15 protein-coding genes are annotated in these 15,380 nt (G+C 66.0%); 12 read left to right on the forward strand and 3 right to left on the reverse strand.

Going from position 1 to position 15,380, the window contains the following annotated elements; all coding sequences use genetic code 11:
• Window positions 1–27: 27 nt before the first annotated feature.
• The 10 genes from ACFPK0_RS12915 (at window position 28) to ACFPK0_RS12960 (ending at window position 9,637) form a co-directional block, all read left to right on the forward strand.
• Window positions 28–1,125: a dipeptide epimerase gene (locus tag ACFPK0_RS12915; protein ID WP_056607761.1), complete on the forward strand. Its 1,098-nt coding sequence runs from the start codon at window positions 28–30 to the stop codon at window positions 1,123–1,125.
• Complete coding sequence (locus ACFPK0_RS12920) at window positions 1,125–1,982, forward strand: MurR/RpiR family transcriptional regulator (protein WP_377341295.1); 858 nt, start codon at window positions 1,125–1,127, stop codon at window positions 1,980–1,982. Before ACFPK0_RS12915 ends, ACFPK0_RS12920 begins: the two co-directional genes overlap by 1 nt.
• A 1-nt stretch (window position 1,983) precedes the next feature.
• Window positions 1,984–2,754: a L,D-transpeptidase family protein gene (locus ACFPK0_RS12925; RefSeq protein WP_377341297.1), complete on the forward strand. Its 771-nt coding sequence runs from the start codon at window positions 1,984–1,986 to the stop codon at window positions 2,752–2,754.
• Window positions 2,751–4,007, forward strand: a complete 1,257-nt coding sequence (locus ACFPK0_RS12930; protein WP_377341299.1) for a dicarboxylate/amino acid:cation symporter — start codon at window positions 2,751–2,753, stop codon at window positions 4,005–4,007. The genes ACFPK0_RS12925 and ACFPK0_RS12930 overlap by 4 nt, the downstream gene beginning before the upstream one ends.
• A 225-nt stretch (window positions 4,008–4,232) precedes the next feature.
• The gene (locus ACFPK0_RS12935; protein WP_377341301.1) at window positions 4,233–5,507 is read left to right on the forward strand and encodes a M20 family metallopeptidase; all 1,275 of its coding nucleotides are present in this window, start codon (window positions 4,233–4,235) and stop codon (window positions 5,505–5,507) included.
• Window positions 5,508–5,542: 35 nt separating this feature from the next.
• Complete coding sequence (locus ACFPK0_RS12940; RefSeq protein ID WP_377341486.1) at window positions 5,543–6,199, forward strand: trimeric intracellular cation channel family protein; 657 nt, start codon at window positions 5,543–5,545, stop codon at window positions 6,197–6,199.
• 258 nt (window positions 6,200–6,457) lie between these two features.
• Window positions 6,458–7,054 (forward strand): anthranilate synthase component II, encoded by a 597-nt coding sequence (locus ACFPK0_RS12945; RefSeq protein WP_007081216.1) that lies wholly within the window; start codon window positions 6,458–6,460, stop codon window positions 7,052–7,054.
• A gap of 17 nt (window positions 7,055–7,071) precedes the next feature.
• Window positions 7,072–8,115, forward strand: a complete 1,044-nt coding sequence (trpD, locus tag ACFPK0_RS12950) for an anthranilate phosphoribosyltransferase (RefSeq protein WP_377341488.1) — start codon at window positions 7,072–7,074, stop codon at window positions 8,113–8,115.
• A 26-nt stretch (window positions 8,116–8,141) separates the two neighbouring features.
• Window positions 8,142–8,936, forward strand: a complete 795-nt coding sequence (trpC, locus tag ACFPK0_RS12955) for an indole-3-glycerol phosphate synthase TrpC (protein WP_056084834.1) — start codon at window positions 8,142–8,144, stop codon at window positions 8,934–8,936.
• Window positions 8,937–8,941: 5 nt separating this feature from the next.
• Window positions 8,942–9,637: an HAD family hydrolase gene (locus tag ACFPK0_RS12960; RefSeq protein ID WP_377341304.1), complete on the forward strand. Its 696-nt coding sequence runs from the start codon at window positions 8,942–8,944 to the stop codon at window positions 9,635–9,637.
• 244 nt (window positions 9,638–9,881) lie between these two features.
• Here ACFPK0_RS12960 and crp read toward each other — a convergent pair whose 3' ends face one another.
• The gene (gene crp, locus ACFPK0_RS12965; protein ID WP_056084840.1) at window positions 9,882–10,577 is read right to left on the reverse strand and encodes a cAMP-activated global transcriptional regulator CRP; all 696 of its coding nucleotides are present in this window, start codon (window positions 10,575–10,577) and stop codon (window positions 9,882–9,884) included.
• Between the two features lie 281 nt (window positions 10,578–10,858).
• Between crp and speD the strand changes: the two genes are divergently transcribed.
• Window positions 10,859–11,644 (forward strand): adenosylmethionine decarboxylase, encoded by a 786-nt coding sequence (gene speD, locus ACFPK0_RS12970; protein WP_056084842.1) that lies wholly within the window; start codon window positions 10,859–10,861, stop codon window positions 11,642–11,644.
• A gap of 62 nt (window positions 11,645–11,706) precedes the next feature.
• Here the strand turns inward: speD and ACFPK0_RS12975 are convergent, their stop codons facing one another.
• Window positions 11,707–13,434, reverse strand: a complete 1,728-nt coding sequence (locus tag ACFPK0_RS12975) for an IlvD/Edd family dehydratase (RefSeq protein ID WP_056084844.1) — start codon at window positions 13,432–13,434, stop codon at window positions 11,707–11,709.
• 166 nt (window positions 13,435–13,600) lie between these two features.
• Between ACFPK0_RS12975 and ACFPK0_RS12980 the strand changes: the two genes are divergently transcribed.
• On the forward strand, window positions 13,601–14,410 hold the full coding sequence (locus ACFPK0_RS12980) for an SDR family NAD(P)-dependent oxidoreductase (protein WP_056607748.1): 810 nt from the start codon (window positions 13,601–13,603) through the stop codon (window positions 14,408–14,410).
• Between the two features lie 13 nt (window positions 14,411–14,423).
• On the opposite strand, the gene ACFPK0_RS12985 is transcribed toward ACFPK0_RS12980, so the two are convergent.
• The gene (locus ACFPK0_RS12985) at window positions 14,424–15,380 is read right to left on the reverse strand and encodes a LysR family transcriptional regulator (RefSeq protein ID WP_056084848.1); all 957 of its coding nucleotides are present in this window, start codon (window positions 15,378–15,380) and stop codon (window positions 14,424–14,426) included.

Genomic DNA, 15,380 nt, shown 5'->3' on the forward strand with positions numbered 1-15,380 from the left:
AGACACGGATTCCATGAAGGCTTACGAATGAAGATCACCGACATCAAGTTCGGCATGTTGCGGGTGCCGCTGAAAACGCCGTTCAAGACCGCGTTGCGCACCGTCAACATGGTCGAGGACATCGTGGTGATGGTGCACACCGACAGCGGCAACGTCGGTTACGGCGAGGCGCCGGCCACGGCCGTGATCACCGGCGACACGCACGGCTCGATCATCGACGCGATCCGCCACTACATCTCGCCGCGGCTGATCGGCCAGGACATCGCCGACCTCAACCACCTCACCCAGCTGATCCAGGGCGCGATGGAGAAGAACACCAGCGCCAAGGCGGCGGTGGAAATCGCCATCTACGACCTGTGGGGCCAGCTCTACGGCGCGCCGCTGTACAAGTTGCTGGGCGGCGGCGACCCGGTGATCACCACCGACATCACCATCAGTGTCGACTACATCGACAAGATGGTGGCCGACTCCGTGGAGGCGGTGGAGCGCGGCTTCGAGTCGCTGAAAATCAAGGTGGGCAAGGACATCGGCGTGGACATCGACCGGGTCAAGGCGATCTACGCGGCGGTGGAAGGGCGCGCGTTGCTGCGGCTGGATGCGAACCAGGGATGGACGGCCAAACAGGCGGTGTACGCGCTGCAGACGCTGGAGGATGCGGGCATCAAGCTGGAGCTGATCGAGCAGCCGGTGAAGGCGCGCGACCTGGCTGGCATGCGCTACGTCACCGAGCGCGTGCACACGCCGGTGATGGCCGACGAAAGCGTGTTCGGCCCGATGGAGGTGATCGAGCTGATCCGCCTGCGCGCGGCCGACATCATCAACATCAAGCTGATGAAAACCGGCGGCATCTCCAACGCGGTGAAGATCGCCGACATCGCCGCGATGTACGGCGTGGAATGCATGATCGGCTGCATGCTGGAAAGCAGTATCAGTGTGGCCGCCGCCGTGCACGTGGCGGTGGCCAAGTCCAGCGTGATCACCAAGATCGACCTGGACGGGCCGTCGCTGTCCCAGTTCAACCCGGTCGACGGTGGGGTAATCTTCAACGAATCGGAGATCTCGGTGACAGACGCGCCCGGCCTGGGCATTCGCGAGATCAGGGGATTGGAGGAGATCGAAGCCTGATGTCGCCGCTGGTCAAAATCCGCTCCGAGCGCGACCGGATGTCGGCGGTGGAGCGGCGTATCGCCGACTTCATCCTGGAAAACGCGCAACTGCTGCGCGACTACTCCTCGCAGCAACTGGCCAATGCCCTGGGCATCAGCCAGTCCAGCGTGGTGAAGTTCACCCAGAAGCTGGGCTACAAGGGCTATCCCGACCTGAAGTATTCCGTGGGCGAGGCCAATGCCCGCGCCGACAATGGCGATGCGCCCGAACATGCCGCGTCGGCCGATGGCGAATCGGCCGGCGTCTTTGCCGGCAACCTGTGGCGGCGCAAGTCGGAGGCGGAGGAGGCCACCCGCCTGATCAATCCGGCCCAGACCATCGAAGCCGTCGCCGCCGCCATCGGCCAGGCCGGCCAGAACGGCAAGGTGTTCATCATCGGCCTGGGCGAGGACGACATCTACGCCCGCGGCTTTGCGCTGAAACTGTCGCTGCTGGGCATCCTCACCGTGCACAACTTCGACACCGCGCGGATGACCGCCAACGTTTCCGCCGCCAGCGCGGGCGACGTGCTGCTGGTGTTTTCCGAGCACGGCAACCATCAGGCCTTGTGCAAGATCGCCCGCTATTTCCGCGAACGCCGTGGCCAGGTGATCACCGTGACGCGGCACACCGCCAACCCGCTGCGCACGCTGGCCGACATCGCGCTGGTGGTGTCGGCGCATGACGAGCTGCCGTATATCCAGCCGCTGCTGTACCAGTCGGCGCTGCAGCATCTGCTCGATGGCCTGTTCGTCCTGCTGTGCGAAGGCCATGACGACCGCCATGCCCAGTTGCTGGCCAACCTCGACCGCATCCAGCTGATGCTGGAGCCTTGATTTGGCCGTCCACGCCTCCCTGCCGGCCGTTCTTGCGTTCGCCCTCATCGGCGCGGGTCATGCCGGCACGTCGAGCGTTCCCTGGCACGACGCTCGCCAGATGATCGTGGTGACCACCGCCGACTGGAACGCCGACCACGGCATCCTGCGTACGTTCGAACGAAAGCACGGCCGTTGGCAGATGGCGAAAAGCGCCACGCCGGTGACGATCGGCAAGAACGGCGCGGGCTGGGGCCTGGGGTTGAACGCGCCGCAAAGTGGCGGGCCGGTGAAGCGCGAGGGCGACAACCGCAGTCCGGCCGGTGTGTTCCGCATCGGCGAGGCCTTCGGCTACGCGGCCCATGCCGACACGGCCATGCCGTATCGCGCGCTGAGCGCCAGCGACTGGTGCGTCGATGTCAGCACCTCGCCGCAATACAACCGCATCGTCGACGCCAAGGTGGTGGGCGCCGCGGCGGTGAAAGGCGCCAGCGAGCCGATGCGGCGCGACCTGCATTTCGATGGCGACCAGCGTTATCGCCAGGGCTTCGTGATCGAACACAACCCCGACGCGAAACCACAGGCGGGCAGCTGCATTTTTGCCCACCTGTGGAAATCACCCACCGCGGCCACCGCCGGTTGCACCGCGATGACGCCCGCGGCGATGCAGTCGCTGCTGGCCTGGCTGAAGCCGCAGGATCATCCGGTGTTCGTGTTGTTGCCGCAGGCCGAGTACCAGCGTCTGCGTTCCAGCTGGCAATTGCCGGCGCTTGCCGCCGGGGAGGCGCGGTGAATGCCACCGCCCGCGTCCTGATCGGCCTCGCCGCCGGCGCGGTGATCGGCCTGGTGTTCGCCGGCTGGCATCCGGCCGTGGCCATCCAGGTGGCCAGCGTGGTGCAGCCGATCGGCAAGCTGTGGTTGAACGCATTGCAGATGACGGTGGTGCCGCTGGTGCTGGCGCTGGTGGTGCTGGGCGTGAACACGGCCAGCGACGCGGCCGCTTCGGGCCGCATCGCGCGGCGCGCCATCGTGGTGTTCATCGTGGTGCTGACTGGCGGCGCGCTGTTTGCCGCGTTCGCCGCGCCTTTCGTGTTTTCGCTGTTTGCGCACGACCCGGCGCTGACCGCCGCGCTGGGCCACGCGGCCTTGCCCACGGCGGCGCAGGCCGCGCCGGTCGACTGGGTGGATGCGCTCACCGCCATGGTGCCGCACAACGCGATCATGGCCGCGGCGCAAAGTGCGATGTTGCCGCTGGTGGTGTTTGCGCTGTTCCTGGGTTTTGCCTTGACCCACGTGTCGGTGGAGCGCCGCGCGTTGCTGCTGGATTTCTTCCAGGCGATTGCCGACGCGATGATCGTGATCGTGCGCTGGGTGTTGTGGGCGGCGCCGCTTGGCGTGTTCGCGCTGATCCTGTCGGTGTGCGCGCGTTCGGGCCTGGGCATGCTCAGCGCGCTGGGCGTGTACGTGCTGGTCGAGTGCCTGCTGTACCTGTCGGTCACCGTGATGATGCTGCCGCTGGCGGTGGGTTTCGGTGGCGAGCGCTGGCGCCGCTTCGCGCTGGCGCTGGTGCCGCCGCAGGTGGTGGCGATCAGCACGCAGTCGTCGCTGGCCTCGCTGCCGGCGATGCTGGAAAGCGCCGATCGCCGGTTGGGCTATCCCAAGGCCGTGGCCGGCCTGGTGCTGCCGATGGCGGTTACCCTGTTTCGCCTCACCAGCCCGGTGCAGTACATGACCTCGGCTGCGTTCATCGCCTGGGCCTACGGCGTGGACCTGTCCACCGCGCAACTCATCGCCGGTGCGCTGCTGGCGGTGGTGGTGAGCCTGGGTTCGGTGGGCCTGCCCGGCCAGGTCACCTTCATCGCCACCAACCTGCCCGTGGCGCAGGCAATGGGCCTGCCACTGAGCCCGCTGGGCCTGATGCTGGCAGTGGACACCATCCCTGATGCGCTGGCCACGCTGGGCAATGTCACCGGCGACCTGACCGCCACCAGCGTGGTGGCGCGGCAGTCGCGCAACGACACGGCGCCGGCGCCCGATCTGCTGTAAGGCGCTGGATCGCGATCGCATCGTCAACTGTTGCGTGGAGTACGCACCCGACGGCGCGAAGGCGGGAGTTCACCCCTTCGAAACGCGGGCCGGGCGCATCATCCTTATGACGTCAACTTCAGTTTTGGGCCGCCACCTAATCAACAGATCGCCGCCATCCGTGGGCTCAGCGCCGTCGGCCGCCCATGATGCTTCCTCACGTTTCGCGCCAGGAGTGCCAACGCCATGACCGACCACCCCGTCCCCTCCGACGAAACGCTGCAGGACCATCTCCGCGCGCTGCTGCCACGATTGGAGGCGCTGTACACCGACATCCACGCGCATCCCGAACTCTCCATGCAGGAAACCCGCACCGCGGGCCTGGCCGCCGAGCACCTGCGCGCGGCCGGCTATGAAGTCAGCACCGGCGTCGGCAAGACCGGCGTGGTCGGCCTGTTGCGCAATGGCGACGGGCCGGTGGTGATGCTGCGCGCGGACATGGATGCGCTGCCGGTGCAGGAAGCCACCGACGCACCGTACGCCAGCAAGGTCACGGCGGTCGATCACGAAGGCAACACCGTGCCGGTGATGCATGCCTGCGGCCACGATATGCACGTCGCCTGGCTGGTCGGCGCCACCACCTTGATGGCGCAGCATCGCGACAGTTGGCAGGGCACGCTGATGGCGGTGTTCCAGCCGGCGGAGGAAACCGCGCAAGGGGCGCAGGCGATGATCGACGACGGCCTGTTCCAGCGTTTCCCGAAACCCGACGTGGTGCTGGGCCAGCATGTGATGGTGGGCCCGGCGGGTGCCATCGGCGGGCGCAAGGGCGTGATCACCTCGGCCGCCGACAGCCTGCAGATCCGCCTGTTCGGGCGCGGTGCGCACGGGTCGATGCCGCAGGCCAGCATCGATCCGGTGGTGATGGCGGCATCGACGGTGCTGCGGCTACAGACCATCGTGGCGCGCGAGCTGGCGCCGACCGAGGCGGCCGTGCTCACGATCGGCTCGCTGCAGGCCGGCACCAAGGAAAACGTGATCCCCGACGAGGCCGTCATCAAGCTCAACGTGCGCACCTTCGACGAAGGCGTGCGCAAGCGCGTACTGGCCGCGATCACCCGCATCGTCAACGCCGAGGCGGCGGCCTCGGGCGCGCCGAAGCCGCCGGAAATCACGCCGCTGGACAATTACTCGTTGGTGACCAACGACGACGACGCCACCACCAGGGTGGTCGGTGCGTTCCGCAAGCACTTCCCTGCCGGGCGCATCCGCGAGACCGGGCCCACCTCGGCCAGCGAGGATTTCGGCTCGTTCGGCGCCGCGTGGAAGGTGCCCTCGGTGTTCTGGTTCGTCGGCGGCACCGACCCGGACGTCTACGCGAAGGCGAAGGTCGAGAACCGGCTCAACGAAATTCCGACCAACCACAACCCGCGCTTCCTGCCGGTACTCCACCCGACCCTGGAGGTCGGCGTGGAAACGCTGATGGTGGCCGCGCGGGCGTGGTTGTCGACAGCACGCTGAGCATGGAACACGCGACGCTCGCCACCCAGGCCGTGCTGCCCATCCTGCTGCAGGTGCTGGATTTGGGCGGCACCTTCGTCTTCGCCATCAGCGGCGCGATGGTCGCGGTCAGGCATCGGCTCGACATCTTCGGCGTGCTGGTGCTGGCATTCGCGGCGGGCAACGCGGGAGGCATCACGCGCGACCTGATGATCGGCGCGGTGCCACCGGCGGCGATTGCCGACCTGAAGTATGCCGGCGTGTCCGCGCTGGCCGGGTTGATCACCTTCTTCTGGTACCCGATGACCAACCGCCTGCGCAATGACGTGTTGTGGCTGGATGCGGTCGGGCTGGCGTTCTTCGCCGTAGCCGGCGCGCAGAAGGCGCTGGCCCACGGCATCGACCCCGTGATGGCGGCGCTGCTGGGCATGGTGACCGGCATCGGCGGCGGCATGCTGCGCGACGTGCTGGTGTCCGGCATTCCCACGGTGCTGCGCGCCGACCTGTACGCGCTGGCGGCGCTGGCCGGTGCCGGCGTGGTGGTGAGCGCGCACCTGCTGCACCTCTCGCCGATGCTGGCCGCCGTGGCCGGCGGCGGCGTCTGCTTCGCGCTGCGTTTCATGGCGATCCGGCATGGCTGGCACCTGCCGACCTCACGGCCGGCGCCTGCATCGGGTGCGCCGCACCACCGGCACCACGATCAGGATCGCTGAAGGCGAAGCCCGAACTGGCTTGTGCCGATGCGCTGAAACATGAAATGAAACCGCGCTCCCCGCGGCGCGCCATGAGGCATGAGCAAGCCGGCGGTGAGGGCCGGGGGAGTCCCGTGACTACGTTCAAGGCCGGATGCATGCGAAAATGGCCGTCTTGCACGGACTTTGCGATCAGCAGGCGCGCTGGTCCTGGCGGGATCGGCGGCTGCGGCGAGACCGTGGTAAAGATAGACAGGCAATCACTGGGACGCGCTCGAAATGCTTCTGATGATCGACAACTACGACAGCTTTACCTACAACCTCGTGCAGTACCTGGGCGAGCTGGGGCAGGAGGTGAAGGTGGTGCGCAATGATGCGCTGGACGTGGCCGGCATCCGTGCGTTGCGGCCCGAGCACATCATGATCTCGCCGGGGCCGGGCACGCCGGACGACGCCGGGGTGACGCTGGATCTGCTGCGCGGCCTGGCCGGCGAGATTCCGGTGTTCGGCGTGTGCCTGGGGCATCAGGCGATCGGGCAGGCGTTCGGCGGCAAGGTGATTCGCGCCAAACAGATCATGCACGGCAAGATTTCGCCGGTGCGCCATCGCGGGCAGGGCGTGTTCGCGGGTCTTCCCGATCCGTTCGAGGCCACGCGTTACCACTCGCTGGTGGTGGAGCAGTCGTCGCTGCCCGATTGCCTGGACGTTACCGCGTGGACAGAAAATGCGGATGGCTCGATCGACGAGATCATGGGCCTGCGCCACAAGGCGCTGCCGATCGAAGGCGTGCAGTTCCATCCCGAGTCGATCCTGACCCAGCACGGCCACGACCTGCTGCGCAATTTCCTCGGCCTGCCGCTGAAGCTGGCGGCATGAGCATGCCGGCCGAGGACATGGCGATCACGCCACGCGAAGCGCTGCAACGCACGATCGAACACCGCGAGATTTTCCACGACGAGATGATCTCGCTGATGCGCCAGATCATGCGCGGCGAGGTGAGCGCGCTGATGACGGCGGCGATCGTCACCGGCCTGCGGGTGAAGAAGGAAACCATCGGCGAGATCACCGGCGCGGCGCGGGTGATGCGCGAGCTGTCGCTGAAAGTGCCGCTGGCGGGTACCGACGATCGCCACCTGCTGGACATCGTGGGCACCGGCGGCGACGGCGCGTCCAGCTTCAACATCTCCACCGCCTCGATGTTCGTGGCGGCGGCGGCCGGCGCGCGGGTGGCCAAGCACGGTGGGCGCAGCGTGTCGTCGAAATCCGGCAGCGCCGACGTGCTGGAGGCGCTGGGTGCGGTGATCGACCTGAATCCCGCGCAGGTTGCCCAGTGCATGGCCGAGACCGACATCGGCTTCATGTTCGCGCCCAACCATCATCCGGCCATGAAGGTCGTGGCACCGGTGCGCAAGGAAATGGGCGTGCGCACGCTGTTCAACATCCTGGGCCCGCTGACCAATCCCGCCGGCGCACCGAACATCCTGATGGGCGTGTTCCACCCCGATCTGGTCGGTATCCAGATCCGCGTGCTGCAGGCGCTGGGCGCGCAGCAGGCGCTGGTGGTGTGGGGCCGCGACGGCATGGACGAGATCTCGCTGGGCGCCTGCACGCTGGTGGGCGAACTGCGCGATGGCGTGGTGCGCGAGTATGAGGTGGAGCCGGAGGATTTCGGCCTGGCCATGGCCTCCAGCCGCAACCTCAAGGTGGAGGACGCGCAGGAATCGAAGGCGATGCTGCTGCAGGCGCTCGCCGGCGAGCCGGGCGTACCGCATGACATTGTCTGCCTCAATGCTGGTGCGGCGCTGTACGCCGCCGGCGTGGCCGACAGTATTGGCGCCGGCATCGAACAGGCCCGGGCCACGATTGCCAGCGGCGCCGCCCGTGCGAAAATGGACGCGTTCATCGCCACGACGCGCCGCCTTGCCGGTTTGTCCTAGCGCCTTACCCGAATAGCGAGCACGCCATGACCGACATCCTCAACCGGATTCTCGCCCGCAAGCAGGAAGAGATAGCCGAGCGCAGCGCCCAGCTGTCGGTGGCGGAGCTGACCGCGCGCATCGCGGATCTGCCTGCCACGCGCGGCTTTGCCGCGGCGATGGAGGCGAAGATCGATGCGGGCCTGCCGGCGGTGATCGCCGAGGTGAAAAAGGCCAGCCCCAGCAAGGGCGTGATCCGCGCCAATTTCGATCCGGCCGCCATCGCACGCAGCTACGAGGCCGCCGGGGCCGCCTGCCTGTCCGTGCTGACCGACAAGGATTTCTTCCAGGGTAGCGAGGCGTTCCTGCAGCAGGCGCGGGCCAACTGCTCGCTGCCGCTGCTGCGCAAGGATTTCATCATCGACCCCTACCAGGTGCATGAGGCCCGCGCGATCGGCGCCGACTGCATCCTGCTGATCGTTTCCGCGCTGGACGACGACGTGCTGCTGGAGCTTTCCCTGCTGGCGTCCGAGCTGGATCTGGACGTGTTGTGCGAAGTGCACGACGAGGACGAGCTGGAGCGCGCGCTGGCCTTGCCGGTGCCGCTGATCGGCGTCAACAACCGCAACCTGCGTACGTTCGAGACCTCGCTGGAAACCACGCTGTCATTGCAGGCGCTGATGGAATACGACCGCATCATGGTGGCCGAGTCCGGCATCCACACGCCGGATGACGTGGCGCGTTTGCGCGAGGGTGGCGTGCAGGCGTTCCTGGTCGGCGAAGCGTTCATGCGGGCGGAAAACCCCGGCAGCGAATTGCAGCGGCTGTTCGCCACCGCCTGATCGCCATGTCCCCCGATGAAACCCAACCCCCGGCGGCATCGCCGGATACTGCCGCTGCGCGCGTGGTGCTGTTCGATTTCGACGGCGTGCTGATGCATGGCGATGCGTTCGCGCTGTTCGCGCGCGAACGCTATGCGCGCTCGCTGGGCTGCAAGCTGATGGCCTTGCTGTGCTCGCCGGTGCTGATCCTGCTGCTGCCGTTTTCCCGCAACTGGCCGTTGCGCCTGCTGGCGCGGATTGCCCTGCTGGGCATGAGCGAGCGCACCTACCAGCGCAAGGCGGAAGCGTTCGCCGGCGTGCTGGTACGTCGCCCGCGCCAGTTCTGCCGCGACGGCGTGCGCGCGTTGCGGCAGCACCAGGCGGCCGGCGATCGGGTCATCGTGGTCACCGGCTGCGAGCACCATCTGGTCAGCAGCATGCTGAGCGAACTGGGACTGACCGACATCGAGATCGTGGCCTCGCAGCTGCGTCCCAGCGCGATCGGCATGCGCCTGCTGCGCCACAACGTGGGCGCACGCAAGGTGAAGTCGCTGGCGGAATACGGCGTCAGCGCGTGGCAGCTGGCATACAGCGATTCGCTGCAGGATGCGCCGATGCTGAAGCCGGCGGACGAAGCCGTGCTGGTCAACGGCACGCCGCGGCTGTGCAAGAAAGTGGAGAGGGCGCTGGGCCGCGCCGTGACCCGGGTGGCCTGGTACTAAGTCCGAAGCTGTGGGAGCGACTTCAGTCGCGATGCTCTTGTTTCGGGGTCCGTGTCGAATCGCGCTTACTTGAGCGTAAAAGTTCCACTACCGTCATTCCTGCGAAGGCAGGAATCCAGTGACTTCATGCAGCCAAAGGCGCTGGATCCGGCTTTCGCGGGGATGACGGGCTTGAGTAAGCGATTCGGGCCAGTGACAGAGCATCGCGACTGAAGTCGCTCCCACAGGAAGCCGCTCCTGCCGCTCAGCGCGTGCCGCGCACCACGATGGTCTTGCCGGACACGTCGATCATCCGCTGCTCTTCCAATTGCTTCAGTACGCGCCCCACCATCTCGCGCGAGCAACCCACGATGCGGCTCACTTCCTGGCGCGAGATGCGGATCTGGGTGCCGTCGGGGTGGGTCATGGCATCGGGCTCCTGGCACAGGTCCAGCAGCGTGCGCGAGATGCGGTTGTTGACGTCCATGAATGCCATGCGGCTGACCTGGCGCGAGGTGCGCAGCAGCCGGTGGGTGAGTTGCGAGCCGATCGCGCAGAGGATCTTGGGGCATTCCTCGCGCAGCGGGCCTTCCATCAACTGGAACAGCCGCTCGTAGCTGACCTCGGCCATCTCGCAGGGCGTGCGCGTGCGCACCACCGATTCGCGCGCCGCCTGTGCCACGAACAGCCCCATCTCGCCGATGAACTGGCCGCGGTTGATGTAGGCCAGGATCAGTTCACGACCTTGCTCATCCTCGGTGCAGACGGCCAGCGATCCCTCGACGACGTAGTACAGCGTATTGGCCGGATCGCCGGGACGGATGATCGCCGTCTTGCCCGGGTAGCGGCGGCGATGGCACAGCGCCAGGAAGCGCTCCATCGAGGCCGGATCGGGTGCGAAACCTAGTGGCGCCTGCGAGCTTTCGAAAGCTTGCTGAAGTTGATATTTGAGCTGGGCCAATTCAGTTTTCCCCTACTGGTAAATTCACGCATCTGTCGCGGTGCCGTTTCCGTCCCCTGCCGCCAGCTGAACATTATGGCAAACAAGAACGTCTTGCGGAGGTTCTGTTTTACTGCCGTTTGCCCCATACTTCGCGGTCTTTCGGCGGCGCTGAGCCTGTGCCTGCCGATTGCGAGGGTCGCGTCAGGTTTCAGCCTGCGCTTCAATACGATTCAGCGGGGACCCTTGTCGCTAACCCGCCTCTACAGCTGACCGAGCCTTTCGGTCATGGAGAGCCGCCCGTGGTCAAACCACTTCCCCGTCTGCGCCTGCAGGGTTTCAACAACCTGACCAAGGCGTTGAGCTTCAACATCTACGACATCTGCTACGCGGTGTCGGAGGAGCAGCGCGGCCGCTACATCGAGTATATCGATGAGCAGTACGATGCCGACCGCCTGACCCAGATCCTCACCGACGTGGCCGAGATCATCGGCGCCAACATCCTCAATATCGCACGCCAGGATTACGATCCGCAGGGCGCTTCGGTGACGATGCTGATTTCCGAAGAGCCGGTGGTGGAGAAGCTGGGCCGCGACTCGATCGCGGGCGCCGTCGTGGCGCACATGGACAAGAGCCACATCACTGTCCACACCTATCCGGAAACGCACCCGCACAACGGCATCGCCACCTTCCGCGCCGATATCGACGTGGCCACCTGCGGCGTGATTTCGCCGCTGAAGGCGCTGAACTACCTGATCGACAGCTTCGAGTCGGACATCGTGGTGTGCGACTACCGCGTGCGCGGCTTCACCCGCGACGTGAAGGGCAAGAAGCACTTCATCGACCACAAGATCAACTCGGTGCAGGACTACCTGGCCAAGCACATCCGCCAGAAATACGAGATGTTCGACGTCAACGTGTACCAGGAAAACATGTTCCACACGAAGATGCACATCAAGGACTTCGACCTGGACACCTACCTGTTCGAGTCGCACGCCGACGACCTGTCGTTCAAGGAGCGCCAGCGGATCGAGTCGCTGGTCAGCCGCGAGATCGAGGAACTGTTCCACGGCCGCAACCTGATGTGACGAAAAAACCCGCCGAAAGGCGGGTTTTTTCTGCGACGTGGCGCGCTCGGCGCCAGGCCGGCTCAGTGCGAATCGCGCGGCACCTCGCTGCCGCTGCCGCCGACCAGGATGTCCAGGTCGGCACCGAGGTTGGCCTGCTGCACGTGGTCCACGTAGAGCTTGTACCAGCCGCGTTTCGGCACCTCGGGTGCTTTCCACAGCGCGCGCCGCCGTGCCAGTTCCTCGTCGGTCACATCCAGGTGGATGCGCCGCGCGGCCACGTCGAGCTCGATCATGTCGCCGTTCTGCACCAGCGCCAGCGGACCGCCGGCGGCGGCCTCGGGCGAGGTGTGCAGCACCACGGTGCCGTAGGCGGTGCCGCTCATGCGGCCGTCGGAAATGCGCACCATGTCGGTGATGCCACGCTTGAGCAGCTTGGGCGGCAGCGGCATGTTGCCCACTTCGGCCATGCCGGGGTAGCCGCGCGGGCCGCAGTTCTTCAGCACCATCACGCAGTGCTCGTCGATGTCCAGTGCGTCATCGTCGATGCGTGCATTCAGGTCCTCGATGTTCTCGAACACCACGGCGCGGCCGCGATGCTGCAGCAGGTGCGTGGACGCCGCCGAGGGTTTGATCACCGCGCCATCCGGCGCCAGGTTGCCGCGCAGCACGGCGATGCCGGCATCGGGCTTGAATGGTTCGCTGGCGGTCGTGATGACGTCGCGATTCCAGCACGGCGCCGACGCCACGTTTTCGCCCAATGTCTTGCCGTTTACGGTCAGCGCATCCAGGTGCAGGTGAGGAGCCATTTCGCGCAGTACGGCAGGCAGGCCGCCGGCGTAGTAGTAGTCCTCCATCAGGTGTTCGCCGGAGGGCTGCAGGTTGACCAGGCACGGGAGCTTCGAGCCGAGGTCATCCCAGTCCTTTAGATTGAGTTCCACGCCGATGCGTCCGGCCATGGCCAGCAGGTGGATGACCGCATTGGTCGATCCACCGATGGCCGCGTTGGCGACAATGGCATTCTCGAAGGCGTTGCGCGTCATGATCTTCGACATGCGCATGTCCTCGTGCACCATCTGCACGATGCGCCGCCCGCTGAGTTGCGCCAGCCGGTAGCGGCGCGAATCCACGGCGGGAATGGCGGCATTCTCGGGCAGCGACATGCCCAGCGCCTCGACCATGTTGGCCATGGTGGAGGCGGTGCCCATGGTCATGCAGGTGCCGCCCTTGGAGCGGTGCATGCAGGACTCGGCCTCGACGAAATCCTCCTGCTCCATTTCGCCGGCGCGGACCATTTCCGACATTTTCCACACGCCGGTACCCGAGCCGATCTTCTGTCCGCGCCAGCGGCCGGTGAGCATGGGGCCGCCGGACACGCCGATGGTCGGCAGGTCGCAGCTGGCCGCGCCCATCATCAGCGACGGCGTGGTCTTGTCGCAGCCCATCAACAGCACCACGCCATCGATCGGATTGGCGCGGATGGATTCCTCGACATCCATGCTGGCCAGGTTGCGGAACAGCATCGCGGTGGGGCGCATCTGGGTCTCGCCCAGCGACATCACCGGGAATTCGAGTGGGAAGCCGCCCGCCTCGTAGACACCGCGCTTGACGTACTCGGCCAGCTCGCGGAAATGCCCGTTGCACGGCGTCAGTTCCGACCAGGTGTTGCAGATGCCGATCACCGGCCGGCCATCGAAAAGATCGCTGGGATAGCCCTGGTTTTTCAGCCAGCTTCGGTAGAGGAAGCCGCTTTTGCCTTCGTGGCCGAACCAGGATTGGCTGCGTCTTTTCGTGTCTTTGGGAGAAGTCATGGGTTAGCGATGTCCTTTGCTGGGGGATCCGTGGATCCGCTGGCGCGCCTGTGAAAACTGGCTTTACAGGCGGCAGACTACAGGGCATATTGATACAAATAAAATAATATTTATAGCGTTATTGATACGCATAAACGTATCGAAAGAACGGTGGAGATCGTTACCCATGCAGGCATCATCCGCTCGGCAGCAGGGCAGTGGCGCGGCCCTTGGCGACACGCTTTATCCGGACCTGCGCTCGCGGCGGGTGTTCATCACCGGCGGTGGCAGCGGTATCGGTGAAGCGCTGGTGGAAGCGTTCGTGCGCCAGGGTGCGCAGGTGGCGTTCGTCGACATCAATGCCGCGGTGAGCGAGGCCCTGGTCGAGCGGTTGCGCGCGCAGGGTCTCGGCCCCGCGCCGTGGTGGCGCCGTTGCGATGTCACCGATGTGCCGTCGCTGCAGCAGGCGATCGCCGACGCGGCGCAGGCGCTGGGCACGTTCGATGTGCTGGTGAACAACGTGGGCAGCGACGATCGCCACGCGCTTGAGGATGTCACGCCCGACTATTGGGACCAGCGCATCGGCGTCAACCAGCGCGCGGCGTTTTTTGCGATCCAGTCGGTGGTGCCGGGCATGCGTGAGCAGGGTCGCGGCTCCATCATCAACCTGGGTTCGACCGGCTGGCAGACCAAGAACGCGGGCTACCCCTGCTATGCCACCGCCAAGTCGTCGATGAACGGCATGATGCGCGGCATGGCCAAGGCGCTGGGCGAGCATCGCATCCGCATCAACGTGCTCAGCCCCGGCTGGGTGATGACGGAGCGCCAGATCACGCAGTGGCTGGATGCCGAGAGCGAGAAGGAGCTGATGAAAAACCAGTGCCTTCCCGACAAGGTGATGCCCGAGGACATCGCGGCGATGGCGCTGTTTCTCGCCTCGGACGCGTCGCGCGCCTGCACCGCGCAGGAGTTCGTGGTCGACGCCGGCTGGACCTGACGGGCCACCTCCGTCAGTCGAGCCGCGGCAACCCGTAGACGTCGCTGGCGGCCTGCTTCAGCGCCGTCAGCATGCATCGGGCCGCCGGTGACAGCAGCCAGTCCTTGCGCGTGATGATGCCGAAGTCGTCCATCTTGCAGGCCAGCTCCACCGGCACCTGCGCTATGACGCCGTGCGCCACGTAGTACTCGGCCGCATCGGTGGGGATCACGCTGATGTAATCCGTGCGCCGCAACATGTTGAGCACGAACACCAGTGCCGTCGATTCGATCAGCCGCTCGGGCAGGGCCAGCCCGGTATTGTGGAACAGCAGCTCGAACCGGTGCCGCAGCACGCTGCCCGGAGGCGGCACGATCCAGCCGTATCGCGCCATGTCGGCCAGGGAGGGTTTTTTCAGGGCCAGGATCGGGTGGTCGGGGCTGACGATGGCGCAGATCTGTTCCTCGGCCAGCGCCTGGTAATGCAGCTGGCTCTTGTCGTGCCGGGCAAAGAGCCGGGCCACGAGGATGTCCAGCTTGCGTTGCGCCAGGCGCTCCATCAGCACGTCGCTGCTCTCCACCAGCATCGAGACGCGCAGCAGGGGGCGCTCCTGCAAGGCGCGCTTGATGGCTTCGGGAATCAGCGTGACCGCCGGCCCCTGGATGGCGCCCACGCGCACGGTGCCGGCGTAGCCTTCCTTCAGCGATTCGATCTCGTCGCCGGCTTCGCCGAGGCTGGCCAGCGCGATGCGCGCATGGCGGATCATCACCTCGCCGTACAAGGTGGCGCGCATGCCGCGCGGCATGCGTTCGAACAGCGGCACCTCCATCAGGTCTTCGAGGTCCTTGAGCAGTTTCGAAGCCGCCGGTTGCGACACGTCCAGCGACTCCGCCGCGCGGTGGATATTGCCCTGCTCATCGATGGCGACCAGCAGCAGCAACTGCCGCGTCTTCAGTCGCGCGCGCAGAAACCACGGTTTTTCCTGGGACAC

Source organism: Rhodanobacter ginsenosidimutans (assembly GCF_042655685.1).
GTDB lineage: Bacteria > Pseudomonadota > Gammaproteobacteria > Xanthomonadales > Rhodanobacteraceae > Rhodanobacter > Rhodanobacter ginsenosidimutans.